Consider the following 25698-nt stretch of genomic DNA (forward strand, 5'->3'; position numbering starts at 1 on the left):
TTATTTTAGGGAATTAAATAGGATGAGGAATAACGATAACCCGATTCGGTCGTAGCGCCCTTGCGAATCCAATGGTATGACTTTGTTCGATAATAATAGCCTGAAGAAACCAAAATATGACTGATTGAAGAATAGACATACGCTGAATTGCTCTCCGCTTGGTTCGCCGCGTAATACGCATCGACCCATACTGTGCCTGTCCAGCGCTGCAAGGTAAGCTGCACGCTTATTTCATCTGCCTTAACGGTACCATAAGTTTCACCCCATATATTTACTTTCCCATTTCCTTCATACGTTAAATAGCCTTGCCCCTTTTCTAAGTACGTATAATTCGGGTCAAAAACTGTAAACGGTGTAAAAAGGAACTGCGGAGCAGACGTCAATGCTTGCGAATGATTGATTGCATTTTCTTCGGCAAGCACTTGGACGGGGATAGCAAAAGCAATTACACCCAGGAATAAAACCAATCCTCGCACTGAATTCATTTTTTTCAATAGACTTCCTCCTTCAATGTTTTCCACTCTATTAACGACGTTCCCCCCGAATACCTAACGCTGCAAATAAATAATCCCGCACCACGATCACAATCCGGGGCACCGACAACAAAGCTCCATGATTTCTTGTTATTATCTGCTTCAATTCTCAGCCGTTTCTTGATATCGCGGCATTACGATGGAGCTGTAACCATACGAGCATGGAGCGAAACATAAGCGAAGAGGGGAATAGCCATGACGAAAAAAACAAATTGGTGGGGTATTTCTTCCATAGTCGGAGGAACGGTCTGGATCGTATCTTGGATCGTCATTGCGCTGAGGCCCGAAGCGGAAAGCGGGGGATATCGCGAAGTGGATGATGTCCACATCTGGATCATGACGGGAATGGCTTTCATTCTGGTCGGCTGCTTGGGTATGCATTGGTTCGGGAGGCGGTCAAAATCGCTTGCGGAACATCTGCTAGGCGTTCCGCTCCTAGCGGGCGCTTCCCTTATGGCGATTGGACGATGGATGCAGCATCAGGGCTGGGACCCTCAACCCACCGTAGCCATCGGTTGGATTCTGCTCTTCTTAGGCTTGTTCTCGTACGGAGTCAACGAGATTGTCAAGCGGACGGCACCGCTATCTATCGGAGCCGCCTACCTGATAACCGCGTGTTCCTTGATCGTAATGAACGACCAGGATTGGAGAGCATGGCTGGCCGTTCCGTTCGGCGCGGCGTGGCTATTGCTTGGAACCGTTGCTCTTCGTACCTCCCGCAGCGACAACTTTGATTAGGACTCGGTGTATTCGTATTCGATCAAATTGCGCTCCGTGTACAGCTCCCAATACTTATCGGCCATGCGATCCGGGTCGAAATACGTACCGGGAGACACGAAGCCGCTGATCGTGACAGTGCCGACATAGACGTTGCTCGGCTTAAGCTCTTGCGCCAGTGAGTACGTCAACGAGCGAACGCCGGCTTTGCCGATGGAGAGCGAAGCATAATCGGGGTGAGGATGCAAGGCAAAGCCTCCGCCCGTAATGAGGACGGCTCCCTCCTTCCGCCCGACGAAGCGCGGCACGACTTCTTTGACGCTCGTCAGCGCGCCGACGACGTTCACCTTGAAGTCCTCGATCAATTGCCGTTCGTCCAGCGCCGTTGCCGCGGCTTTGGAAATGGCTGCAGCGTTATACAGCAGCACGTCCGGCTCGCCCAGCTGCTCCCGAATGGATCGGAACGCATCGGAGAGCGACTCCGGCCGCGATGCGTCGGCCGTCACGAAGTAAGTCTCGATCTCTTGCTCGCGCAGCTCGGTTGCCAATGCGTCCAGCGAAATCGCGTTTCTCGCGACAAGCGCGACGCGGAATCCGTTCGATCCGAATTTGCGCGCGACCGCCGCGCTGACACCGGGACCTGCTCCTACGACGGCAATAATGGGTTTGCTCATGGGATTCTCTCCTTTGTTTTTATCGGTTTATGACGAATGTTCCGCCGCCGCTAAGGACAGGAACACTTTGCCTGCGGCCAGCAATGCCCGTTCGTCGATATCGAACTTCGGATGATGATGCGGATAATGCGTTAGCTCCTCGTCGTTGCGTGCGCCTACATGCAAATAAGCGCCTGGCTTAGCTTCCAGGTAATAGGCGAAATCCTCCGCGCCCATGACCTGCGGCAAGTCGATCCATGCCTCCGAGCCGAACAGCTCGCCGACAAGCGCTCGCACTCGCCCGGCTTCCGAGCTCGGATTCACGAGCGGAGGATAGCCGTTCAAATAGTCGATCTCGAAGTCCGCATGCGCCGATTCGCAGACGCCTCTGACGAGAAGACGGATCTCATCCTCGATTTGTCTGCGAACTTGCCGATCGAACGTGCGTACGGTGCCTTCGAGCTTTGCTTTGCCCGCGATGACGTTAAACGCCGTGCCCGCGTGGAACACGCCGACGGTGACGACCGCGGGCTGCAGCGGATTGACCCGGCGGCTGACGATCTGCTGCAGGCTGCCGACGAGCTGGCTTCCGACGACCAAGGCATCGACGGAATTATGCGGCCGAGCCCCGTGTCCGCCTTTGCCGACGATCGTAATCGTGAACGCGTCGACGGCGGCCATGGCCGGACCTTCCCGGAGCCCGACGCGCCCGTAAGGAATTTCCGAGGAGACGTGCAGGCCGTACACCGCGTCGACGCCGTCCAGGCAGCCGTCTTCGATCATCGCCTTGGCTCCTCCCGGCGGCTTCTCCTCCGCATGCTGGAACAAGAATACGATCTTGCCTCCGAGCTCGTCCCGATGCCGGCTCAGAACGCCGGCGACGCCGAGCAGCGCCGCCGTATGAGCGTCGTGTCCGCACGCGTGCATGACGCCGGGCACCGTCGACTTGTACGGCACCTCCTTCTCGTCCTGAATCGGCAGCGCGTCGAAGTCGGCGCGGAACGCGAGCGTACGCCCGGGCTTGCCGCCTTGGAGAAAGCCGAGGACGCCGTTGCCGCCTACGTTCGTTCTCACTTCGAGACCGTAATCGCGCAAGCGCTCGGCAATGTAGGCAGCCGTGCAATGCTCCTCGAAGCTGAGCTCCGGATGCCGGTGCAAATATCTTCTAACTTCGATGATCTCCCGTTCGTCAGTTTCGAGCGCACGGATCCATCTCCTCAGCGTGGTCGTCATCCGTTCGCCTCCTTCTATCTGCTAATTGCTCGTATCAGATCGGATAATGGCACGCCGCGACATGGTCTTTGCCGATCACCGCAAGCTTCGGCTCTTCCTCCCGGCACTTAGCCGCAGCGAACGGACAGCGCGTATGGAACCGGCAGCCCGACGGCGGCCGCATCGGCGAAGGAATTTCGCCTTGCAGCGTCGTTCGCTCCCATCGACGCGACGGGTCAGGCAACGGGATCGAGGCGATGAGAGCTTGCGTGTACGGGTGCGCCGGACGAAGGAACAGCTCATGGCTCGGCGCGATCTCGACCAGCTTGCCCAGATACATGACGCCGATCCGGTCGGAGATGTGGCGGACGATCTGAAGGCCATGGGCGATAAACAAGTACGTCAAGCCCAGCTTCGCCTGAAGCTCTTGCATCAGGTTGACGACTTGCGCCTGCACCGACACATCGAGCGCCGATACCGCTTCGTCCGCCAGCACGAATCGCGGATTCAGCGCGATGGCGCGAGCGATGCCGACCCGTTGCCGCTGTCCGCCCGACAGCTCGTGCGGATGCCGCTTCGCGTAGGATGCGTCCAGCCCGACGGCGCCGAGCAATTCGGCGACCCTCTCCTGACTTTCGCGCGCGCTTGGCTTCTCGTGCGTCCGAAGCGGCTCCGCGATAATGTCGCCGACGCTCCAACGCGGATCCAGCGACCCGTACGGGTCCTGGAAAATCATCTGCATCTCTCTGCGCGCGCCGCGCAGCGCCGAACCGCCGAGCGTCGTCAGCTCGCGGCCCTGAAACGAGATCGTTCCTTCGGTCGCGCGCTCAAGCTGCAGCAGCACCCGGCCAAGCGTGGATTTGCCGCTGCCGGATTCGCCGACGAGACCGAACGTTTCTCCTTTGCGGATCGTGAAGCTCACGTCGTCGACAGCGCGGATGAACGTGCGGGTTCGGCCGGGCAACCGACCCTTGACCGGATAAAATTTGCTTACCCCGTTTACTTCGATCAAATCGGGAGCAGGCGCATCCTCTCCGCTCTCGTCAACCGCAGATCGAGCCGACTCTGTGTCAACGATAGCGGCGGCTTGCGTATCCGGTACGCGCCAAGCGGCCTCGATTACCCGATCGCTATGCCAGCAAGCCGCTTTCCGATCGCCTTCCGAGACGAGCGGCGGCGCTTCGCTCCGGCATTGGTCCGTCGCGTACGGGCAGCGCGGATGGAACAGGCAGCCTGCGGGCAGCGCCGACAAGCTCGGAATCGTCCCTTCGATGGCATGCAGCTTCTCGCCCTTCTTCGTATCGAGCGAAGCGATCGACCGGAGCAGCCCCTGCGTATAGGGGTGACGCGGAGCTGTGAACAGCTCCTCCGTCGGCGCTTGCTCGACGACGCGGCCCGCATACATGACGACGACGCGATCCGCGATTTCCGCGGCAATGCCGAGGTCGTGCGTTATGAGCAGGATCGCCATTCCAAACTCTTCTTTCAGCTCCTGCAGCAGCTGCAAAATTTGCGCTTGGATGGTTACGTCGAGCGCGGTCGTCGGCTCGTCCGCGATGAGCAGCTCCGGGCCGCAAGACAGCGCGAGCGCGATCATCGCGCGTTGCAGCATGCCTCCCGACAGTTCCCCCGGATATTGCTTCATTCGAATTCGAGGCTCGGGAATGCCGACTCGTTCAAGCAGCGATACGGCATGCATCCATGCTTCGGCCTTCGTCTTCGCGTCGTGCACCCGGATCGTCTCGACGATCTGATGACCGATCGTATAGACCGGATCGAAGGCTGCCATCGGCTCCTGAAACACCATCGCCATCTTCTTGCCCCGAAGAAGTCGCAGTTCCTGCTGGGACAACGTCGTCATATCGTGGCCGCCGAAACGAATGCGGCCTTTCGAAATCCGGCCGTTCTCGTAATCGAGCAGTCGCATGACCGCCTTCGAGGTAAGCGTCTTGCCGCTTCCCGACTCCCCGACGAGACAGACCGTCTCCCCGGGGAGGATCGTTAGCGAGACGTCGGTCAGCGCTTGAAGCAGCCCTCTTCGCGTATGAAAATCGACGGACAACTCTTGAATGTCGAGCAGTTGCTCCAAGTCGGATCCCTCCCTCTGCTTAGCGTTAATGCGTTAAGCTTCTTTTTTCTTCGGATCCAAGTTATCGCGCAGCCAATCCCCGACGATGTTGACGGACAGCACGAGCATTGTGATCGCCAGCCCCGGGAAGGTGCAAATCCACCACGCGATGGTCAAATAACCTCTGCCTTGCGACAGCAGCGTGCCCCAATCGGGTATTTCCCGCAGCAAGCCGAGCCCCAGGAAGCTCAGTCCCGAGCCCGCCAAGATGGAAGTGCCAATGCCGATCGTCGTCATGACGAGCAACGGGGATAATGAATTCGGCAGCACATGCCGCCAGAAGATTCCGAAGTTCGATACACCTATCGAACGCGCGGCTGTAATGAACGGACGTCCGTTAATGCTCATCGTCTGGCTTCTCATCACCCGCGCGTAGCCGGGAATCGAAGCCGCGGCGACGGCTAGTACGATATTCGTCATGCTCGGCCCCAGGGCGGCGGCGATCGCCAGCGCCAGCAGGATGCCGGGAATCGTCATCAGAACGTCGATGCCTCTCATGACGGTCGTATCGAACCATCCGCCGATATAGCCCGACAGAGCGCCAATCGTGCCTCCAATGAGGCCGCCGACCAGCACCGACAGCAGCCCGATGAACAGCGAATCCCGCGCGCCGTACACGACGACGCTGAACACGTCCCGGCCGAAGTAATCCGTGCCGAACGGATGCGCGGCGCTCGGGGATTGCAAGAGGATGTCCGTCATCATCTCCGTCGGCGAATAAGGCGCTACCCATTGCGGAGCGATCGCGCACAGCGCGATAAAGGCGATCACGATCGCGGCGAGTCCTACGAACAACTTCGGGAAGTTTAACCGTCTTCCCGGGACGCGCAGCGCGGGAAGCTCCCACTTGCCGCGCCGCAGCACGGCTTTCGCCGTCGCCGTCGTGGCCGAATCTCTCATGTGCTGTCCTCCTTATGCTTTGCGCCTGACGCGCGGGTCGATGAACGTATACGAGAGGTCGACGATCAGGTTGACAAATACGTAGACAATCGCGGAGAAAAAGATGACGCCTTGGACGACGGGAAAATCCTTGGCCATGATAGCGTCCGCGAGAATGCGCCCGATCCCCTGCCGGGAGAAGACCGTCTCTATGACGACCGCGCCCGCCAGCATCTCGCCGACCAGCATGCCGATCATCGTCACCGTCGGAATAAGCGCATTGCGAAGCGCATGCCGGTACATGATCGCGCGCTCGGACAGCCCTTTGGACCGGAGCGTCACGATGAAGGGCTCGTTCACGACTTCGAGCATGCTGTTGCGAACCATCCGGACGATAAAGCCGGCCCCGATCAACCCGAGCGTCGCCGCCGGCAGAATGAGCGTCTTCCAGCCCTCCGATCCCATCGCCGGTACCCAGCCGAGATGGATCGAGAATACGAGCAGCAGCAGAATGCCCGACCAGAACGTCGGCATCGAGATGCCGAGCAAGCCGACGATTCGGGCGACGACGTCGATCGTCTTGTTCCGGTGAATGGCCGACAGTACGCCAAGCAGCACGCCGACCGTGGCCGAGATGAACGTGCTCGCGCCGGCTAGCGTGAGCGTAGCCGGCAAATGCGCCACGATCTTCGGCAGCACCGGCTCGGAGTTGAGCAGCGACTGGCCGAAATCCCCGTGCAGCAGCTTACCGAAGTAGTCGGCAAGCTGCTGCAGGAACGGCTGGTCGGTACCGAGCTGGCGGCGAAGGTTGGCGATCGCCTCCGCGGAAGCCGTCGACGGATCAAGGATGGATCCCGCCGGGTCGCCGGGAAGCAAGTACATGATCACGAAGACGAGCACGGACGATCCGGCGATGACGAGCAGCGAGGCGATCACCCGTTCCGATACCGCTCTAACCACGGCCGTTACCTCCTCCGCGCGTTATTTTTGAAGATTAACGTCATTGAACAATGGGTAACCGGACTTGTCGAACTTCAGCCCTTGCACGGATTTCCCCGCGGCGACCGTATACGGGAACACGTAGATCGGGATGATGACGGCGTTGTCCTTGATGTATTGCTGGACGTTCTTGTACAGCTCCGCCCGCTTCGCGTCATCCTTCTCTACCGCGCCCTGCTCAAGCCACTGGTCGACTTGCGTATCCGACACGCCGGCAATGTTGCCGAAGCCTCCGGGAGCGGCCGTGTGGTAGAACGCATACAGCGCGTTCGGATCGCTATTCACTTGGCTGTTGCCGTATATATCGTAATCCCTGCTCTTGAACACTTTGGTCAAGACATCCTTCGTAAGCTCGATGTTCACCTCAACGCCGATCTTCTTCAACTGCTGTTGAATGATGACGGCGATATCGTTGCGCTTCTCGCGGTTCGGCGTACCGTCGACGTAATGCAGCGTCAGCTTCTTGCCGTCCTTCACGCGGATGCCGTCCGCTCCGGTAACCCAGCCGGACTCGTCAAGCAGCTTGGCGGCTTTGTCGGCATCCGGCTTCACCGAGCCTTCGAGCGAGGCATCGTAGCCGAAGATGCCCGGCGTCAGCGAGGACCATGCTTGCTCGTAAGTGCCCAAGTACAGCGTCTTCACGATCGCTCCGACGTCGATGCCGTATTGCAGCGCCTGTCTCACTTTGACGTCGTTCCAAGGCGCTTTATCTTGATTGAGGAACAGCGTATACGGCAAGCCGACCGTGTTTACCTTCAGCAGTTGCAGCGAGGAATCGCCTTGGATCGAGACGACGTTCTGAGGCGGCACGGTCTCGGCGGCTAGAATCTGCTTGCTCTGCACGCTGCCGATCCGAGTCGCTTCCTCCGGAATGATCTTGAACGTAATGCCGTCCAAATAAGCGGCGCCTTGGTTGTCTACGTTGCCCGGCGCCCAAGCGTAATCCGGGTTGCGCTCAACCTGAATGTCCGCGTTCTCCTCCCACTTCACGAACTTGAACGGCCCGGTACCGACCGGGTTTTTGCCGAACTGTTCGCCGTACTTCTGCACAGCCGTCGGCGAAACGATGCCGAGCGTCGAGGTGCTGAGGTTGCCGAGGAACGCGCGGGAAGGGGTCGACAGGTTCAGCTTGATCGTATAAGGATCAATGACCTCGGAAGAAGCGTAGGCAGACAGCTGCGCGGCAGCGTTGGACGCTTTGGTCGCCGGATCTTTGATCCGGTCGAACGTGAACTTGACCGCATCGGCGTTGAACGGCGTGCCGTCCTGGAATTTGACGTCCTGGCGAAGCTTGAACGTGTAGCTTAGGCCATCTTCTCCCGCCGTCCATTCCGTGGCGAGCCAAGGCTTGATATTGTTGTCCGCGTCCGTAACGACGAGGTTATCGAAGATCGTCTTGTAGACGCGGGAAGCAACCGCGAGGCCGCTGCGGGCCGGGTCGAGCGTATCGGGCGACGTCGCCAGCGCGTACGTGAGCACGCCGCCTTGCGTAGCCGAAGCTTGCGGCGATGCGGATGCGGAAGCCGATTCGGATGCGGGCGGCTTGGAAGCGGCGCCGGGGGAGGAGGCGCCTTCCTTGTTGTTATTATTGTTGCCGCAAGCGGACAACGCGGACAAGACGAGCAGCAGCGATACGAACGTCAGCCCTAATTTCGAACGTTTAGCGATAGGTTTCATCGGATGGTTACTCTCCCTTTTAATTAGAAGTGACGGTTTGTTTCGCATAACGGTTGATCGGAAACGGCAATCCCAAGTTGCCGCGCAGCGTGTCGTGCTCGTATTCGACCCGGAACAGGCCACGGGCTTGAAGAATCGGAACGACTTGGTCCACGAAATCCTCAAAACCGTTCGGAACGCCGGAGCCGACAATGAAGCCATCGGCCGCTCCCGTCTCGAACCAGCGTTGAATCTCGTCCGCTACCTTTTCAGCCGTTCCGATGAAGCTGCTTCGCGGCGTTGTCGAACGAAGCGCGACTTGGCGCAGCGTCAGGGTATGCTCCTTCGCCTTCTGCTTGATTCGGTCCGTCGTGCTCTTGAAGCCGTTCGAGCCGAGCTCGCCGAGGTCCGGGAACGGCTCGTCTAGCGGGTATTGGGTGAAGTCGTGATGATCGAAGAACCGGCCCAAGTAGCGCAGCGCATCTTCGATCGAGCCAAGGTTCGCCGTCTCCTCGTATTTGAGCTCGGCTTCCTCGAGCGTCGCGCCGATGATCGGGCCAATGCCCGGGAATATAAGAATGCTGTCCGGCGAACGGCCGTAAGCGGCGGCGCGCTGCTTCACATCGGCGTAGAACGCCTGCGCTTCCTCGATCGTCTCATGGCCGGTGAACACGGCGTCAGCCGTCTTGGCCGCGAGGTTGCGTCCAGCCTCCGAAGAGCCGGCCTGGAACACGATCGGCTGTCCTTGCTTGGAGCGGGCGATGTTCAACGGCCCTTGGACGGAGAAATGCGTACCTTTATGATCGAGGCGGTGCAGCTTCTCCGGATCGAAGAATACGCCGCTCTCCTTGTCGCGAACGAACGCGTCGTCCTCCCACGAATCCCACAATCCTTTGGCGACCTCGAGGTACTCCTCCGCGATTTCGTAACGGGAAGCGTGCTCCGGATGGCCGCCTTTGTTGAAGTTGGCGGCCGTGCCGACGCCCGGGGACGTGACGACGTTCCAACCGGCTCGTCCTCCGCTGATGTGGTCGAGCGAAGCGAACTGCCTCGACACGTTGAACGGCTCGCTGTACGAAGTCGACAACGTGCCTACGAGCCCGAGGTTGGATGTGACGGCAGCGAGCGACGACAGCAGCGTGATCGGCTCGAAACGGTTCAGGAAGTGCGGAATCGAATGCTCGTTAATATAAAGGCCGTCCGCGATGAATGCGAAATCGAACTTGCCCTCTTCCGCTTTGACGGCTTGCTGTCTGTAAAAACCGATATTAATGCTGGCATCGGACTGAATATCGGGGTGCCGCCATGCCGATACGCTCGACCCTACCCCGTGAATGACCGCGCCGAGTCTCAATTTTCGTTGTTTTGCCATAGTTATAATCCGCTCCGTTTCTATTTTTGTTTTTGGTTGCGATTAATTCATAGTAATCCACTTGTTTTAATCGTATATTACCTATTACTATAAGGGAAATGTCCGTTGGCGGATAATAGAAAAATTCGAATGACGAATAGGCGATATCGATTGGTCGTACGGGAAGCGGAGTGGTAGGTTGATCATGGACGACTGTCCGGAAGGAGGAAGATCGCGCGTGACTATCGATTTTCGTATGAAGCCTCCGATTCCCGCTTGGGAGCGGTTGTTTGAGGAAGGACGCAACGCGGCGGGCCGATGGCTTAACTTGCGGGGATTGGAGCCGATCCCGTCGGAGACGTTGGATGATGTGATCGGAGAGATGGATGCGCAAGGCATCACGCATGCCGTCATCATGGGAAGGGGCAACGAGCCGGGCTCGTCGAACGCGGAGCTGGCGGCGTTCCTATCCGGCCAGACATCGAATCGGTTCATCGGTTTCATCGGAGCCGACAGCCCGGACATAGCAGGCGCGGTTGACGCTGTCGAGACATTCGCGCCCACCGGGCTGTTCCGCGGCGTGTCGCTGAATCCGGCTACGCTGCAGCCTCGAACGCCGATCGGAGATCCATCCTGCGATCCGCTCTTCGAGGCGGCACGGAGACACGGACTCCCGCTGTCGATTACGGTGAGCGGGCTGCTCGGCTTGTCCGGAGAGTCTATCGATTACGATTACGCCAGACCGGCCGGGCTCATTCGCGCGGCGAAGGCTTATCCCGATCTCAAGATCATCCTCTCGCACGGCGCATGGCCTTTCGTCAGCGAAGCGATTACCGCGGCGATCGTATGTCCGAACATCTACCTGTCGCCGGATCTGTATTTCCGGTTTCCCGGCAGCCAGTTGTACGTCGAGGCGGTGAACTTCCAGCTGTCGGATCAACTGTTGTTCGGGAGCTGTTACCCGAACGTGCCGTACGACTTCGCGATCTCGCACTTCAAGAGCCAGAATTGGAACGAAGGCGTTCTACGCAAAATCTTATACGAGAACGGCGCGAAGCTGCTCGGTTTGCCGCTCTAATCGGCAAGGGGGCCGTTCCGGATGTCATCGGCGATGACTTCGGAACGGCCCCCTTCTCGTTCATTCATACGGAGCGCGTCCGCCTATTTGCCGTTCCAAACCGAACTTGGAACTTCGCGGCGCAATATCGGCGCGACTTCTTCGGCAAAACGCTCCAGCTGTTCCCGTTGTTCCGTTGCGGATAACCCGTCAACGCTGATGCTGAGCACTTCGTTCCCGAACGCTTCCCGATAGTTCAGTATTTTCTCGACGACGCTTTCCGGATTGCCTACCAACATCGAGCCGCGGGCAACGTGATCTTCGAGATCCTTGAAAGGGGATTGGTTATGCAAGGAAGAAGGCGTGGAGAAGTAGGCGTCGTAATAAGGACGGAATCTCTTGATCGCCTCTTCGGGAGAATCGGCCAAATACAAGCTGCCCGCGCCTGCCCCGACGATTGCCTTGCGAGGATCGTGTCCGTAGAAGGCCAATCGTTCCCGGTAATGATCGATAAGCGCCTTGTATTTCTCCTGCTGATGGAACGTATTCGACGAAAATAACGGTTCCCCGTATTGCGCGGCCAGCTCCGTCGAAAGCTGACTGGATGCGCTGCCGTGCCAGATCGGAATTTTTTTCTGATAAGGTCTCGGCAGCACGGTTACCTCATGAAGCGGCGGCCGGTATTTGCCCTCCCACGTCACGTTCTCCTCGTCCCAAAGTCTTCTTAACAACCCGTATCGCTCGGCCAGCGAATCCCACTGCTGTTCCTCCCGAATGCCGAACAACGGATAATGCCGCGGATCGTTGCCCTTGCCAATGATGATTTCGAGCCTGCCTTCGGATAGATGGTCTAATGTCGCATAATCCTCGGCTACCCGCACCGGATCCAATACGCTGAGCACGGTTACGGTGGTGAGCAGCCGGATCCGTTTCGTTCGGGACGCGATTGCCGTAAGCACCACGGGCGGTGACGACGATAAAAAAGGGGGGCCGTGCCGCTCCCCTACGCCGTAAGCATCGAATCCGAGCCGTTCCGCCAATTCGGCTTGAGTTAGAACGTTATGCAACTGTTGATGATCCGAAAACGTCTCACCGGTCACCGGGTTAGGATTATTCATGATCAAGCTGAATAATGCGAATTTCATGGCACGAACAACCTCTCCCGTCGCCTCGCTTTAATGATCTATCGGCTAACGATGCTCTGAATTTCCCGCAGAATGGCTTCTTGCTCTTGGCCGATGACTTCCGTTCTCCGAAGCTTCAAATAGCGAAGCAATTCTTTCTTCTCCGATTCGCCGAGCTCGCTTATCGGTTTTCCGCGTCCCTCCAGCTCGGGATGCTCGTTCCAGAACGATTCGATCCATTGGCCGAGAAGGGCTGTGATCTCCGCGGGACGTTCGATAAACACGCCGAGCTCCTGTCCCGACTGATCGAAAAAAACGTAGGTTGGAATATGACTGCGCCCGTCGGCATGCTTATACAAATCGGCGATATCCTGATTATCCGGATCGCGGTTCAGAATGTGCAGCCGCAGCTTATCCGTCCGATCCGCGATCTTGCCGAACAGCGGAAGATTCGCGACGACGTCTCCGCACCAATCGTGAGCGAGAACGAGAACGTCCACCGGCTCCTGCCGGTCGTTCAGAAAATCCAATTGCCGCTCCTCCGGCGCGTAAGCCTCGTAATTAGCCGTCAATGTCCGCTGGTTCACTTGCGCTTCCTCGACGAACTTGGCGAAAGAAACCGCTTCTTGAAACGCGCGCTCCCTTCTCTCTTGAGACAAGCCGGATGTTTGCGAGATGGTCATGGGAAAACCTCCATTTTAATTTCCGATTATTTTTATATGAATTTATGTATATTAAATTAACATGGCAAAGACGCGCGGGCTAATCGACTTTTTCTATCGTGTAATAGAGAAATCGTAACCCCCGCAATTGTCGTGCGATATCCGTCGTGAGCAGCCGACCTCCACACCACCGTACGTACCATTCGGTATACGGCAGTTCCTAAGTTTACGTAGCAACTTGTCGAGATAATAATCTGAAAAGAGTACCAATCCTTCGTTCCCGAGCACTTGTAAGCCTCGCGAATAACTTGAATGCCTTCGAATACGCCGCTGCCCAAATGAAGAGCGACGTCGAACGATTCGGTCTTCAGCAGAGCGCACTAGCTCACCAATCGCCGAAAGTAAGGTACCTCGTCACACTGATGAGCGCACTAGCTCACCAATCGCCGAAAGTATGGTACCTCATCACACTGATGAGCGTCCCAGCTCACCAATCGCCGAAAGTATGGTACCTCGTCACACTGATGATCGCACTAGCTCACCAATCGACGAAAGTATGGTACCTCGTACCACTGATGAGCGTCCCAGCTCACCAATCGCCGAAAGTATGGTACCTCGTACCACTGATGAGCGCACTAGCTCACCAATCGCCGAAAGTATGGTACCTCGTCACACTGATGAGCATCCCAGCTCACCAATCGCCGAAAGTATGGTACCTCGTCACACTGATGAGCGCACTAGCTCACCAATCGCCGAAAGTATGGTACCTCGTCACACTGATGAGCGTCCGAACACACCAATCGCCGAAAGTATGGTACCTCGTCACACTGATGAGCGCACTAGCTCACCAATCGCCGAAAATATGGTACCTCGTACCACTGATGAGCGCACTAGCTCACCATTCGCCGAAAGTATGGTACCTCGTACCACTGATGAGCGTCCCAGCTCACCAATCGCCGAAAGTATGGTACCTCGTCACACTGATGAGCGCACTAGCTCACCATTCGCCGAAAGTATGGTACCTCGTCACACTGATGAGCGCACTAGCTCACCATTCGCCGAAAGTATGGTACCTCGTCACACTGATGAGCGTCCCAGCTCACCAATCGCCGAAAGTATGGTACCTCGTCACACTGATGAGCGTCCCAGCTCACCAATCGCCGAAAGTATGGTACCTCGTCACACTGATGAGCGTCCGAACACACCAATCGTCGAAAGTATGGTACCTCGTCACACTGATGAGCGCACTAGCTCACCAATCGCCGAAAATATGGTACCTCGTCACACTGATGAGCGCACTAGCTCACCATTCGCCGAAAGAAAGGTACCTCGTCACACTGATGAGCGTCCCAGCTCACCAATCGCCGAAAGTATGGTACCTCGTACCACTGATGAGCGCACTAGCTCACCAATCATCGAAAGTATGGTACCTCGTACCACTGATGAGCGCACTAGCTCACCAATCGCCGAAAGTATGGTACTTCGTACCACTGATGAGCATCTGAAGCCGCCAGTCCGCCGAAAGCAGGGGAGCGCGTACCGCCGATGCCGCTCTACTCTTTGGCAACCATCAACAAATTGCCGTCGGGGTCCTTGATGACGAACCAATGATCGTGCTCGATCCCGGTCGCCAAAGCGATGTCGTTCTCTTTGACGAACTCGAATGCCCCCTGCAAATCGCTCGTCAACAGCGTGAAAGCCGGAGTCTTGATGGCGGGTGCGCCTCCGGGCTCCTTGCCTCCCCACATCGGCATCGTATCCAGAATAATGCTCGTTCCGTCCATCGGCAGAGGACAAAGATGACCATTCATAATTTCGCAATCCGCCGGCAATCCGAGCAGTCTGCAATACCATTCGCGAGATTTCTCGATATTCGTCACGGGAATAAAGAGACTTCCGACTTTATTTTTGATAGGACTGGGTTCTGCGTTCGTGGTCGATTGCACCGTAGATTTCATTGCGACACCTCCGAATAATATTTTTACCGCATTAGGCACGACAGTCGGCTTGTAGCTGTCGGCGCCCCGCTGAGGAAGCGCCCCTTGTCTTGCTCGTCTCTTCTTGGCATTCTCGGCCATCGCATCTCCGCTTCTTTCTCCGCATGGGCAATTTATCGTTCCAAAACAGGGACATAACAGACAACCATTGTCGATCTGTCCAAGTCGCCGTCGTCTCCCGCCACATATTTCGCAAACCACTGTCTTTGATCGTCCAGCCGGTACTCCCCATTCCGGCAAACCCACGCATGGAGCAAATCCAGCACGCCTGTCATGGCACCGTAGGCTCCGGTCGTCATATGCGCGTATAGACCTCCTGCCAGCCAACTTATACGCCCTCTGTCTTCGACGGATAAATCCATGTCATCGACAACGGATAGAGCGAGCTCGTACCAGCTGTCGGCTTCTTCTGAAATACCGTAGCTGCAAGACATGTAAATCGATGTCCCGCTATCCCCCAATCCCGCTCTTCCCGTTAGCCACGCGCTCATTCGTTCGTCAACCTTGGCTTCGGCATCTTTTCCTTCCGAGCGGAAGGCCAGCACCCGGACGGGCGACAGTTCCGCGATTCCGATCGCCTCGTGCTCTTTTTTTCGCATTACCGGAAGGAACAGCTTCAATCGGGCGACTTTGCCCCGGAGATGTTGGAACTCTTCCATGAACGGATGGTCACCCAGCTTAAAAGCGCTGCGCGGCAGCCATTCGGCAAGCACGCGGTTCCATGCGGCAGTAATCGAAGCGGCCGGACCGGGGGGCGCTTTGCTCAACGCGTAGAGCCCGCCCGGCAGACGAATGACGGACGCTTTGGGGTGGGCGAACGTAAAGGCATCCCTCACCGGAGCCATCATGACGTATTCGTGCGTATTCGGCTGGCTGCCCGAATCCGGCACATCGGAACCAAACAAGCGAATCTTGTTCATATTGACCCCGGCCTCCCACAGCATCTTGTAAAATATTGCAAAAGCCTCTTCCGCCAACCCTTCCCTTGCAGAAGAAACGTGCCGATAAGAGACGACATCCACGGGTCCAACCCGAACCACCTTCACGTCCGGATAGCGGCTCGACAATTCCCGGTCTTCCGAATAGTCGATTCTCTCCGCCAAATTGACCCGCTCGAAGCTGTAGTACGTCTGGGCTTTGCGGTATGCGCCCGGCGTCATACCCGTCGTTTTTTTGAATACGGCGGCAAAGGTTCGGTACGACTCGAAGCCGCAATCGAGCGCCGTGTCCATGACGGAATCGCCGAAATGCCGCAACTGGATGGCCGCTTGACTGACTCGTCTTTTTCGGATGTACTCCATGAGGGGATGCCCGGTGAGCGCGTAAAACGCCCGGTACAAATTAGGAAGCGACATATACGCGGCTTCGGCAATCCGTTCCGGTTCCAACCGCTCGCCGATACGCTCTTCCATATAATCGATCGCTTGTTGTACCGCATAGGCGGTATCCATTTTCATCACTCTGCCCTGTTGGAATAAATTTCTAACCCTATATTATCAAAATGATTGATGAAAGACGTGCCGATTTTTATCAAAATACTAAAGAAACCTTCCCTGACCAAGGCTGAAAAAGCGTTCTTTGTAAATCCGGAATTATATATTCCTTGACAGGAATATTCCATCTTGGATATAGTTTAATCATAATCGGGAAAAATGAAATGGTGGCGCTTGCGACCCGTAATCCAAAATCGTTTACATGGAGAAGATTCAATATGAATGTGGCGACTTTAAGCGCGCTCGCCGAACCTAATCGATTGCACATCGTCGAGCTGTTGCGCTTCGGGCCAAGACCGGTAGGCGAAATCGCGGATGAACTGCAGCTTAACCAGCCCCAAGTATCCAAGCATCTTCGGGTTCTCAGCGAGGCCGGCATCGTCGAGGTTCGTCCGATCGCCAACAGGCGGATTTACAAGCTGCGGCCTCAACCGCTAAGGGAACTGGACACTTGGCTGGAATCCTTCAGGCGTCTGTGGGAAGAGAAGTTTGATCGTCTGGACGATTACCTTCGAGAGCTGCAAGCCCAAGACAGCATGGATGAAAATCAATAAATAACCGTAAGGAGCAATTCTTATCATGAACGAGAATATTTCGGCCGAGGAAAACGCAGCCGAGCTTCTGATTACACGTTCTGTCAACGCTCCGCGCGAGCTCGTATTCAAAGTGTGTACGGAGCCCGAGCACCTTAGCCGCTGGTGGGGCCCCAAAGGCTTTGACATGCACGTGTCCAAGCTGGAGCTGCGCCCAGGCGGCGTCTTCCATTACTCCCAGCGTTCCCCCGAGGGGCAAGTGATGTGGGGCAAATTCGTCTACCGCGAAATTACCGCTCCGGAGCGACTTCTGTTCACGAGCGCCTTCTCCGACGAAGAAGGCAATACGGTCAGAGCACCGTTCAGCGCCACTTGGCCGTTGGAAATATTGAACGATTGGCAATTTTTTGAATCGGACGGCAAGACGACAATGACCATGCGCGGCACTCCCGTCTCTCCGACGGACGACGAGCTTGCTACCTTCAAGAACGCGAAGAGCATGCTCCAACAAGGCTTCGCCGGCACGTTCCAACAGCTTGAGAACTATCTCTTCGAATTGACAGAGGGCTCGAGATGACAACGACCACCGCGGATAGAGAGATTGTCATTACCCGGATGTTCGAAGCGCCGCGTACGTTGGTTTTCCAAGCTTGGACGGACAACCGTCATTTGGCTCGCTGGTGGGGGCTGACCGGCTTCACAATTACGACGCGCTCGCAAGATTTTCGCCCGGGCGGCGAGTGGCGGTTTGACATGCACGGTCCCGACGGCACCGACTACCCAAACAAAATCGTGTACGGGGACATCGAGCCTCCCGAACGACTCGTATACATCCACGGCGATGACTCGGACGACGGCGGGCATTTCGAAGTAACCGTCACGTTCGAGGAACAAGGCTCCGGCACGCTGCTGACCATGCGTTCTCTCTTCCCGACAGCCGAAGAACGCGATAGGGTTGTTCGAGAATACGGGGCCATCGAAGGCGGCAAACAAACGTTGGATCGCCTCGCCGAATTTCTCGCAAGCTAAATGCAATAAGAACGGCATTCAAACTAACCAACGTTTGGATGCCGTTTTTTCGTATAAAGATGGGGGTATCGTACCGAATTTGGCTGGCAAACGCACCATCTGCTAGCTTCGCGTAACTGTTTAACCCGCTCAGATACGGCTAATTCGCCGATCCCCACTCCTCACAACCCATTAACCCACCCAGATACGGCTAATTCGCCGATCCTGATTCCTCACAACCCATTAACCCGCCCAGATACGGCTAATTCGCCGATCCTGACTCCTCACAACCCATTAACCCGTCCAGACACGGCTAATTCGCCGATCCCCACTCCTCACAACCCAATAACCCGCTCAGTCACGGCTAATTCGCCGATCCCCACTCCTCACAATCCAATAACCCGCCCAGACACGGCTAATTCGCCGACCCCGACTCCTCACAACCCAATAACCCGCCCAGATACGGCTAATTCGCCGATCCCCACTCCTCACAACCCAATACCCCGCCCAGATACGGCTAATTCGCCGATCCCCACTCCTCACAACCCATTAACCCGCCCAGATACGGCTAATTCGCCGATCCTGATTCCTCACAACCCAATAACCCGCCCAGGTAAGGCTAATTCGCCGATCCTGATTCCTCACAACCCATTAACCCACCCAGATACGGCTAATTCGCCGATCCTGATTCCTCACAACCCAATAACCCGCCCAGGTACGGCTAATTCGCCGACCCCGACTCCTCACAACCCATTAACCCGTCCAGATACGGCTAATTCGCCGATCTCCACTCCTCACAATCCAATAACCCGCCCAAACAGACACGGTGTGCTCCACTCAATCCAAGCGGCGGCGATCCAGCCTCTTACCTGTAAGCTATACCGGACACTGGAACAACTCTCCTATTGACAAATAGTCCCCACAGGATTTAAAGTTTGTTAGGTCGCGATATTGATAATCATTATCATTAATTGAATTTAATCCTTGGAGGCTAATCTTACATGCACACACAGAAACCCGCTAGCACGAAAATGACACCAAACGGTCATCTTGCCAAGAAGCTGTTCGTCTTATTGACCGCCATCCTCATCGTCGCCGCTCTGAGCGCCTGCGGCAAAAACAATGACAAGAACGCCGCTAGCCCTACCGCCAGCGCTTCCAATAGCCCTTCGGCCAGTCCTTCCGCAAGCCCTTCCGCTTCCGCAGAGACGGCGACGGGAACGATCACGTACCAATCCGAGAACGGCCCCATTGAAGTGCCCGCCAATCCGCAGCGCGTAGTCGTGCTTTCTTCCTACACCGGAAACGTATTGGATCTGGGAGTTCCCTTGGTCGGCGTCGAATCCTGGTCCAAATCAAACCCGAATTTCCAAGAACAGCTCAAAGACGTGCAAGAGGTGTCCGACGAAAATCTCGAAAAAATTATCGAATTGCAGCCCGATCTCATCATCGGCCTGTCCACGATCAAGAACGTCGACAGGCTGAAGCAAATCGCCCCAACGGTTACTTATACTTACGGCAAAGTCGATTACTTGACGCAGCATGTGGAAATCGGCAAAGCGCTGAACAAGGAAAAAGAAGCGCAAGCATGGGTAGACGACTTCAAGAAGCGCGCCCAAGAGCTCGGCGATCAAATCAAAGCGAAGATCGGCTCCGACAAAACGGTGTCCGTCATTGAGAACTACGAGAAGCAGCTTTACGTATTCGGCGACAACTGGGGGCGCGGCACGGAAATTTTGTATCAAGCGATGAAGCTCCCAATGCCTGCAAAAGTGTCTGAAATGACGAAAAAAGACGGCTACTACGCCCTGTCGCAAGAAGTTCTTCCCGATTACGCGGGCGACTACGTCATTTTCAGCAAAAACCCGGATGCGGACAGCTCCTTCCAGCAAACGGATACTTACAAGAACATTCCGGCCGTCAAAGACAATCACCTGTTCGAAGTGAACGCAAAAGCTTTCTACTTCAACGATCCGATCTCGCTCGAATACCAGCTTGAATTCTTTAAACAGAAGTTTCTAGGCAACTAAATCGACCGGGAGGAATTCTGCACGCAAGAATTCCTCCTGTCCTATTTTCCGCAAATTCCCTCAAAGAGATGAGAACAGATGAACACTGACACGAAAACTTCCTTCTCCTTCTTCGCTAAGCTGATCGTCGGCTTATGCGCTCTAGCCGCCATGTTCGCGGTGTCCATGTCTGTAGGAGCCGCCGATGTCGGCGTTCGGGACGTCTGGCTGGCTATGACCACCCATGCGTCGGGAGAGCACCTTACGATTATTCGCGAGTTGCGCTTCCCCCGCGAGGTGGCAGCCATAATAGTCGGAGCTGCATTGGCCGTATCCGGCGCCATCATGCAAGGACTGACGCGCAACCCGCTCGCCGACCCCGGGCTGCTCGGGCTGACTTCCGGCGCGAATGCCGCGCTCGCTTTTTCGATAGCGATTATTCCTTCGCTCGGTTATTTCGGCATTACCATTGCCTGCATGATTGGAGCGACTGTCGGCGCCGCCCTCGTCATCGGCATAGGAGCGGCCAGACGCGGGGGTTTGTCGCCTCTTCGCATGGTGCTCGCCGGGCGGCCGTATCCGCATTTCTCTACGCGGTTGCGGAAGGGATCGCTATTCACTTCAAAATTTCCAAGGATGTCTCCATGTGGACCGCCGGCGGCTTGATCGGCACGACATGGTCGCAAATCCAGACCATCGTCCCGTTCATTGGCATCGGCATTCTGATTGCCTTGCTGCTCTCGCGCCAGCTAACCATCCTCAGCGTCAACGAGGAAGCGGCCGTCGGGCTGGGGCTGAAGACGGGAAGGATCAAATCGCTCTTGTACGTGACGGTCATTCTTCTGGCGGGCGCTTCCGTCGCGCTTGTCGGCAATCTCGCCTTCGTCGGACTGATGATCCCGCATATCGTCCGTCCGCTGGTCGGCACCGACTACCGGCGCGTCTTGCCGATGACGGCAGTCGCCGGTGCGGCATTCATGCTGCTAGCCGACACGCTGGCCCGGACGATCCATGCGCCGTATGAGTCGCCTATGGCGGCTATTATCGCGATTGCGGGCTTGCCTTTCTTCCTGATTATCGTGCGCAAAGGAGTCGACTCGTCCTCATGAACCGCAGCCTTTCGCTCCGCAATCAGCCGGTCGTCATCGCCATATTGGTCATTCTGACCTTGCTTACGATCGTCGCCAGTCTGGGACTCGGCTATTCCTCCGTGTCCTTCGGCCGGATCATACCTACCTTCCTTGGGCACGGGACGTTCAAGGAGGATTTCATCCTGTTCTCGGTCCGGATGCCGCGCATCGCCATTACGCTGCTCGCCGGCATGGCCTTGGCATTGTCCGGAGCTATCCTGCAAGGCGTAACGAGGAACGATCTGGCCGATCCCGGCATCGTCGGCATCAACGCGGGGCCGGTGTCGGCGTAGCCGCCTTCTTCCTAACGTCGCCGATCGAACCGGGCTCGTTCGTCTACTTGATTCCGCTGAGCGCTTTCGCAGGAGCCTTCCTGACCGCCTGTCTGATCTACGCGTTCGCTTACAGCCGCAAATCCGGCCTCCATCCGGTACGGCTCGTACTGGTCGGCATCGGATTCTCCATGGCGCTCTCCGGCGTCATGGTCGTCATCACTTCGTCCGCCGACCGGAACAAGGTGGATTTCATCGCCAAATGGCTCGCGGGCAACATCTGGGGCACCGATTGGCCGTTCGTCTGGGCGCTGCTGCCGTGGCTGATCGTTCTGTTCCCCATCGCCCTGTACAAGTCGAGAACGCTTAACCTGCTCGCTCTGAATGAATCAGTCGCCATCGGCTCCGGCGTTCCCGTAACGAAGGAACGCGGAATTCTTTTGATTACCGCTGTAGCGCTCGCGGCATCGGCTGTCTCCGTAACGGGAGGCATCTCCTTCGTCGGATTGATGGCTCCGCATATCGCGAAGGCGCTCGTCGGACCGCGCTTTCAGGCGTTCGTTCCCGTCTCCGTATTAATAGGAGGCTGGCTGCTGCTGCTGGCCGATACGATCGGGCGCAACGTCGCCGACCCTAGCGGCCTTGCTGCAGGGATCGTCATCGCGCTAATCGGTGCGCCGTACTTTGTCTATTTGCTGCTGCGTCGGTTGTAGACTTGCCGCAAGACACATAAAATCCGTCCGGGCACAACAAGCCCGAACGGATTTTTCGATTGGAGCCGCCGCAGCAAACCGGCGGTCCGCTTATTTTTTTGCGCTGAATGACACCGTCGTGCCTTGGCCGGGAGTACTGTCGACGCGAAGACCGCGCCCATAGATTTGCTTTAGCCGGCGATCCGTATTGCCCAAGCCGATTCCTCGCCCTTCTTCGCTTGCTTGGCCGTCCCGGAAGCGCCGCATCGCGCTCTCTTCTACCCCCACGCCGTTATCCGCGATGGTCACTTCCGCATATTCGCCGCGATCGACTATCCGAATCCGCACTTCCCCGCCCTGGGCGCGCTTTAAGATGCCGTGCCGAACCGCATTCTCTACGAGAGGCTGGATGGATAGCGGAGGAATCATCACTTCCATGCCCATATGTTCATCGACCTCCCAGACGATCCGCAGCCGATCCTCGAATCGTTCCTTCTCAATGAATAGGTAGGCTCGCACAAGGTCCAGCTCCTGCCTGAGAGGAACGAACCGATCCAAATTCCGGGATCGAAGCTTACCCGGAGATACTTGCCGAACGCTTCCAGCAAAGCCCGCATGCGCGTCGTATCGAACTCGCTGAGCGAGGCGATCGCATTCAACGAGTTGAACAGAAAATGCGGCTGGATCTGAGCCTGCAGCCATGCCGCTTCCATGCGCAGCCGCTTGCGGAACGATTGCTTGCCGTCCGTCAGCGCCCGCACGCGCGATTTCAATTCATTCGCAGCTACCGGCTTGGTCAAGTAATCGTTCGCCCCGGCTTGAAAACCGACCTCGATGTCCTCCGGCCGGCTGCGGGCGGTCAGGAGCAAAATCGGCAGCTCGGACAGCGAGTAAACCTCCCGAATGGCGCGCGACAATTGGTAGCCTGACATATTCGGCATCATAACGTCCGCGATGATCAAATCCCATTCCCGAGACGGCAGACGAGCTAAAGCCTCTTCTCCGCTCGTACACGTCACGATATCGTAATTTTCCGAAGCAAGCACGCTTTGGAGCACGCTCAAGTTGACGGGATCGTCGTCGACCGCCAGCAGGCTCGATCGATCCGCAGAAGCGGATTCGGCATCGACGACAAGCGCCGGATTATTCCCGTCCTTGGCAAGCTCTTCAGCCAAGCCTGCGGCGGTCTCTTGAAGGACGATGAACGCAGATGTCGAAGGCGTTTCGTCCCCGTGAGGGGCAGTCGATTCGGATAGGGGCAAGGAGAACGAGAAATCCGTGCCGCGGTTTGGACTGGAGCTGACTTCAATCGTGCCGTTGTGCAGCTCGACCAGCTGCTTGCAGATGCCAAGTCCGAGCCCTAGACCGCTCGCGCCGTCCGGCTCGTCAAGACCGCCCTGCTCATAAGGCTCGAATAGGGCTCCAAGGGCAGCTTCGTTCATGCCGATACCGGTATCCGAGACGCAAATGTAAGCCATTCCGTCGCGGACATAGGCGTCGACCTTGATCGTTCCTTCGTTCGTAAATTTAGCCGCATTGTGCAGCAGATTGAACAGAATTTGGATAAGCCGGTTCTCGTCGGCCTTCACTGGCGGGAACGCTTCCGGGATGTCGTTCGCCAGCCGGATCGGCTTGTCCCCTATCATGACGCGAATCATATCCAACACGCCCGATGCGATCGCCTGAACGCGAACATCCCTCAATTGGAGGTGTACCCGGTTCTCCTTCAGACGCGTTAGATCGAGCAGATCGTTCAGGAGATAGGACATTCTTTTGCCTACGGCTACGAGCAGCTTCAAATTATCCCTGTTTCGGGCTTCGTCGGATCGCCCGCCGTCGTCGAGGACGGTCTGGGCGATGTTCAACATGCCGTGAAGCGGATTTCGCAGCTCATGGGACGTCTGCACAAGGAATTGATCCTTGCGCTTGTCCTCTTCCAGAAGCCTCTCGGCCAGCCGGGCCGTCTGCGCGGAGCTTCTAAGATAGCTCTTGAACCAATACAGGGCAAATCCGATGAAAGTGGCGATCAAATCGAACGGGTAAAAGCCCATTTCCATCCAGCCCGTATTTTTGACAACACCCCAGACCGTGCTGAGCATGACCGCTGTGACGCCAAGCAAAATATAAATAAAGTCCTTCTGCCCTCTGACAACTGCCCGGAACGCCAATGCGGGAACGACCAGAAACGGAATCATCGTCAGCAGCGTATGAATGTAGTCGGCAAGCGTCAGCCATCGGATTGTCATTAACGGCACAGCCGCCGCATAAGCTGCGCAGATTGCCGTATAAGCGCGCAGCCACCAGATCTTCTTTTTCTCTGGAAGCAGCAAATGTCTCCCGAATTGAAACAGGAACGCGGCGATGCCAAGATAAGCCATATAGTAAGTTTTCATAATCCATTCGTCGTCCATCGAAGACCAGACGGGAAGCAGACGACTATCGTCGATCAGAACGGACACAATCGCACATACATTCATCAATGCAAAATACAACAGCGCCTTCTGTCGCATTCCCATGACATATAGAATACCGGAGTATACAGAATGAGCCAGCAAAATCAGACAGACGGACAGCTGCAAGCCGATGGAAAAGTTGGCCGAGCGATCGACGGCAGAGTCGGTGCCGAACTTGATCGGCCACACGATGCCTCCAGCGATCCGATCGTCGAAATTCGCGACTTGAACGATAATCTCGATCTCATCCCGATCGGTTGCAAAGGAAGCGGTGTAAGGAACGCTTCTCGCCGTATAAGCTTCCCGGCTGGACGCGGGCGTTCCGGAATGCCCAACCAGCCGTCCGTTGACGTACAGCTCGGTGGAGGATGTCACCACGGGCATTCGGATTGCGTAGATGCGTTCCCGGTCGGGCTGAACGAGAACTCGCAGCCTGTAGGAGCCATAGCCGAACGTAGAATCGGCTCGTCCGGTTCCTCCGTTTTCTTTCGACATCGCCTCGTTCCACCTACCGGGCACTTTAGCGATCTGCCCGCCCTCCGGCACAGACAACGACTCTTTGCTTTGCCCGATCAGAAACCGCCCGGGGTAAAATTCCCATTCGCCGTTCAGCGACACGGCGCGCTCCGAGCCGAAATCCCAATCCCTCATATCTATTAGCCCTTGAACGGCCCGGGCGTGTCCCGGCGGCATGAACAGGAACAACCATGCCAGCCGCACGCTCGTAAGCGCGACGATGAACGCCCCGACGATGAGAAGAACTCTTTTCAAGCTCACTTCGCTCCGAACCTTTTGATAGATTTGGCTCGTGCCCGTTCTATCTCGATCTCCCGATTCCGGGAAGGAGCTTGCGTGACCAACGAATCCAACAGCTTCCGAGCCGCTTCGGCCACCTCCTGCACGGCAAGCTCGAACGCCTCCCCGTTCGCCTTCGACGGCTCGTTGAAGCCCGAAAGCTTCCTTACGAATTGCAGCGACGCCGCCCGAACTTCCTCCTCGGTAGCCGGCGGCTCGAAATTGAACAACGTCTTAATATTTCTGCACACAGCGCATCACTTCCCGATCCGAATGTTTTTTCCTACGTACTAGCGTATCGTATTTCCCGTCAACCCGGCTTGTGCCTAAGCTTCTTTAATCGAA

At 56.6% G+C, this 25698-nt stretch carries 21 protein-coding genes and 2 pseudogenes; 8 read left to right on the plus strand and 15 right to left on the minus strand.

Annotation, left to right across the window (positions count from 1 at the left end):
* Nucleotides 1-5: 5 nt before the first annotated feature.
* Nucleotides 6-494 carry a hypothetical protein gene (locus tag D3H35_RS22135; protein WP_119151375.1) on the minus strand — a complete coding sequence of 163 codons (489 nt, stop codon included), beginning with the start codon at nt 492-494 and terminating at the stop codon, nt 6-8.
* Nucleotides 495-728: 234 nt separating this feature from the next.
* Here D3H35_RS22135 and D3H35_RS22140 point away from each other — a divergent pair, with 234 nt between their 5' ends.
* The gene (locus D3H35_RS22140; RefSeq protein WP_119151376.1) at nt 729-1271 is read left to right on the plus strand and encodes a hypothetical protein; all 543 of its coding nucleotides are present in this window, start codon (nt 729-731) and stop codon (nt 1269-1271) included.
* On the opposite strand, the gene D3H35_RS22145 is transcribed toward D3H35_RS22140, so the two are convergent.
* Genes D3H35_RS22145 through D3H35_RS22175 form a run of 7 tightly spaced genes read right to left on the minus strand, consistent with a single transcriptional unit; the run spans nt 1268 to nt 10149 of the window.
* Nucleotides 1268-1924: an SDR family NAD(P)-dependent oxidoreductase gene (locus D3H35_RS22145; protein ID WP_119151377.1), complete on the minus strand. Its 657-nt coding sequence runs from the start codon at nt 1922-1924 to the stop codon at nt 1268-1270. The genes D3H35_RS22140 and D3H35_RS22145 overlap by 4 nt on opposite strands.
* Before the next feature lie 27 nt (nt 1925-1951).
* Nucleotides 1952-3136: a M20 metallopeptidase family protein gene (locus D3H35_RS22150; RefSeq protein WP_119151378.1), complete on the minus strand. Its 1185-nt coding sequence runs from the start codon at nt 3134-3136 to the stop codon at nt 1952-1954.
* Between the two features lie 34 nt (nt 3137-3170).
* Nucleotides 3171-5204, minus strand: coding sequence for an ABC transporter ATP-binding protein (locus D3H35_RS22155; RefSeq protein ID WP_119151379.1), 2034 nt, complete (start codon nt 5202-5204; stop codon nt 3171-3173).
* 33 nt (nt 5205-5237) lie between these two features.
* On the minus strand, nt 5238-6143 hold the full coding sequence (locus tag D3H35_RS22160; RefSeq protein WP_119151380.1) for an ABC transporter permease: 906 nt from the start codon (nt 6141-6143) through the stop codon (nt 5238-5240).
* A gap of 12 nt (nt 6144-6155) precedes the next feature.
* Nucleotides 6156-7082, minus strand: coding sequence for an ABC transporter permease (locus D3H35_RS22165; protein ID WP_119151381.1), 927 nt, complete (start codon nt 7080-7082; stop codon nt 6156-6158).
* Nucleotides 7083-7103: 21 nt separating this feature from the next.
* On the minus strand, nt 7104-8798 hold the full coding sequence (locus tag D3H35_RS22170; protein WP_119151382.1) for an ABC transporter substrate-binding protein: 1695 nt from the start codon (nt 8796-8798) through the stop codon (nt 7104-7106).
* A 19-nt stretch (nt 8799-8817) separates the two neighbouring features.
* Nucleotides 8818-10149: an LLM class flavin-dependent oxidoreductase gene (locus D3H35_RS22175; RefSeq protein WP_119151383.1), complete on the minus strand. Its 1332-nt coding sequence runs from the start codon at nt 10147-10149 to the stop codon at nt 8818-8820.
* Nucleotides 10150-10366: 217 nt separating this feature from the next.
* Between D3H35_RS22175 and D3H35_RS22180 the strand changes: the two genes are divergently transcribed.
* The gene (locus D3H35_RS22180; protein ID WP_119151384.1) at nt 10367-11206 is read left to right on the plus strand and encodes an amidohydrolase family protein; all 840 of its coding nucleotides are present in this window, start codon (nt 10367-10369) and stop codon (nt 11204-11206) included.
* Nucleotides 11207-11289: 83 nt separating this feature from the next.
* Here D3H35_RS22180 and D3H35_RS22185 read toward each other — a convergent pair whose 3' ends face one another.
* From D3H35_RS22185 to D3H35_RS22205, 4 genes are all read right to left on the minus strand, one after another.
* Entirely contained in the window at nt 11290-12330 is a 1041-nt protein-coding gene (locus tag D3H35_RS22185; RefSeq protein ID WP_119151385.1) for an LLM class flavin-dependent oxidoreductase, read from the minus strand.
* A gap of 38 nt (nt 12331-12368) precedes the next feature.
* Entirely contained in the window at nt 12369-12992 is a 624-nt protein-coding gene (locus D3H35_RS22190; protein ID WP_119151386.1) for a thioredoxin family protein, read from the minus strand.
* 1532 nt (nt 12993-14524) lie between these two features.
* Nucleotides 14525-15049 (minus strand): VOC family protein, encoded by a 525-nt coding sequence (locus D3H35_RS22200; protein ID WP_325050131.1) that lies wholly within the window; start codon nt 15047-15049, stop codon nt 14525-14527.
* A 32-nt stretch (nt 15050-15081) separates the two neighbouring features.
* A complete protein-coding gene (locus D3H35_RS22205) occupies nt 15082-16425 on the minus strand; it encodes a helix-turn-helix domain-containing protein (protein ID WP_119151388.1) in 1344 nt (447 codons plus the stop codon).
* A gap of 254 nt (nt 16426-16679) precedes the next feature.
* Here D3H35_RS22205 and D3H35_RS22210 point away from each other — a divergent pair, with 254 nt between their 5' ends.
* The 6 genes and pseudogenes from D3H35_RS22210 to D3H35_RS22235 all read left to right on the plus strand — a co-directional run bounded on the left by D3H35_RS22210 (nt 16680) and on the right by D3H35_RS22235 (nt 22126).
* The gene (locus D3H35_RS22210; protein ID WP_119151389.1) at nt 16680-17015 is read left to right on the plus strand and encodes an ArsR/SmtB family transcription factor; all 336 of its coding nucleotides are present in this window, start codon (nt 16680-16682) and stop codon (nt 17013-17015) included.
* 25 nt (nt 17016-17040) lie between these two features.
* Nucleotides 17041-17571 (plus strand): SRPBCC family protein, encoded by a 531-nt coding sequence (locus D3H35_RS22215; protein WP_119151390.1) that lies wholly within the window; start codon nt 17041-17043, stop codon nt 17569-17571.
* Nucleotides 17568-18023 (plus strand): SRPBCC family protein, encoded by a 456-nt coding sequence (locus D3H35_RS22220; RefSeq protein WP_119151391.1) that lies wholly within the window; start codon nt 17568-17570, stop codon nt 18021-18023. Before D3H35_RS22215 ends, D3H35_RS22220 begins: the two co-directional genes overlap by 4 nt.
* A 980-nt stretch (nt 18024-19003) precedes the next feature.
* The gene (locus D3H35_RS22225) at nt 19004-20032 is read left to right on the plus strand and encodes an iron-hydroxamate ABC transporter substrate-binding protein (RefSeq protein WP_233568086.1); all 1029 of its coding nucleotides are present in this window, start codon (nt 19004-19006) and stop codon (nt 20030-20032) included.
* A gap of 78 nt (nt 20033-20110) precedes the next feature.
* A pseudogene (locus tag D3H35_RS22230) lies at nt 20111-21120 on the plus strand (FecCD family ABC transporter permease).
* Nucleotides 21117-22126: pseudogene (locus tag D3H35_RS22235) on the plus strand (FecCD family ABC transporter permease). The pseudogenes D3H35_RS22230 and D3H35_RS22235 overlap by 4 nt, the downstream one beginning before the upstream one ends.
* 90 nt (nt 22127-22216) lie before the next feature.
* Here the strand turns inward: D3H35_RS22235 and D3H35_RS30930 are convergent.
* Genes D3H35_RS30930 through D3H35_RS22250 form a run of 3 tightly spaced genes read right to left on the minus strand, consistent with a single transcriptional unit; the run spans nt 22217 to nt 25604 of the window.
* On the minus strand, nt 22217-22549 hold the full coding sequence (locus D3H35_RS30930) for a sensor histidine kinase (protein WP_158594224.1): 333 nt from the start codon (nt 22547-22549) through the stop codon (nt 22217-22219).
* Nucleotides 22534-25329 carry a response regulator gene (locus tag D3H35_RS22245; RefSeq protein ID WP_147355917.1) on the minus strand — a complete coding sequence of 932 codons (2796 nt, stop codon included), beginning with the start codon at nt 25327-25329 and terminating at the stop codon, nt 22534-22536. Before D3H35_RS22245 ends, D3H35_RS30930 begins: the two co-directional genes overlap by 16 nt.
* 2 nt (nt 25330-25331) lie before the next feature.
* The gene (locus D3H35_RS22250) at nt 25332-25604 is read right to left on the minus strand and encodes a DUF2277 domain-containing protein (RefSeq protein ID WP_119151394.1); all 273 of its coding nucleotides are present in this window, start codon (nt 25602-25604) and stop codon (nt 25332-25334) included.
* Nucleotides 25605-25698: the final 94 nt, after the last annotated feature.

Origin of the sequence: Cohnella faecalis (genome assembly GCF_003570905.1) — a bacterium.
In the GTDB taxonomy this organism is placed as follows: Bacteria; Bacillota; Bacilli; order Paenibacillales; family Paenibacillaceae; genus Cohnella; species Cohnella faecalis.

Bases quoted from the DNA above. Each gene is read 5' to 3' on its own strand.
- D3H35_RS22140 (WP_119151376.1), top strand. From the start codon at position 729: ATGACGAAAAAAACAAATTGGTGGGGTATTTCTTCCATAGTCGGAGGA.
- D3H35_RS22145 (WP_119151377.1), bottom strand. From the start codon at position 1,924: ATGAGCAAACCCATTATTGCCGTCGTAGGAGCAGGTCCCGGTGTCAGC.
- D3H35_RS22150 (WP_119151378.1), bottom strand. From the start codon at position 3,136: ATGACGACCACGCTGAGGAGATGGATCCGTGCGCTCGAAACTGACGAA.
- D3H35_RS22160 (WP_119151380.1), bottom strand. From the start codon at position 6,143: ATGAGAGATTCGGCCACGACGGCGACGGCGAAAGCCGTGCTGCGGCGC.
- D3H35_RS22170 (WP_119151382.1), bottom strand. From the start codon at position 8,798: ATGAAACCTATCGCTAAACGTTCGAAATTAGGGCTGACGTTCGTATCG.
- D3H35_RS22175 (WP_119151383.1), bottom strand. From the start codon at position 10,149: ATGGCAAAACAACGAAAATTGAGACTCGGCGCGGTCATTCACGGGGTA.
- D3H35_RS22185 (WP_119151385.1), bottom strand. From the start codon at position 12,330: ATGAAATTCGCATTATTCAGCTTGATCATGAATAATCCTAACCCGGTG.
- D3H35_RS22190 (WP_119151386.1), bottom strand. From the start codon at position 12,992: ATGACCATCTCGCAAACATCCGGCTTGTCTCAAGAGAGAAGGGAGCGC.
- D3H35_RS22200 (WP_325050131.1), bottom strand. From the start codon at position 15,049: ATGGCCGAGAATGCCAAGAAGAGACGAGCAAGACAAGGGGCGCTTCCT.
- D3H35_RS22205 (WP_119151388.1), bottom strand. From the start codon at position 16,425: ATGAAAATGGATACCGCCTATGCGGTACAACAAGCGATCGATTATATG.
- D3H35_RS22210 (WP_119151389.1), top strand. From the start codon at position 16,680: ATGAATGTGGCGACTTTAAGCGCGCTCGCCGAACCTAATCGATTGCAC.
- D3H35_RS22215 (WP_119151390.1), top strand. From the start codon at position 17,041: ATGAACGAGAATATTTCGGCCGAGGAAAACGCAGCCGAGCTTCTGATT.
- D3H35_RS22220 (WP_119151391.1), top strand. From the start codon at position 17,568: ATGACAACGACCACCGCGGATAGAGAGATTGTCATTACCCGGATGTTC.
- D3H35_RS22225 (WP_233568086.1), top strand. From the start codon at position 19,004: ATGCACACACAGAAACCCGCTAGCACGAAAATGACACCAAACGGTCAT.
- D3H35_RS30930 (WP_158594224.1), bottom strand. From the start codon at position 22,549: ATGGGCATGGAAGTGATGATTCCTCCGCTATCCATCCAGCCTCTCGTA.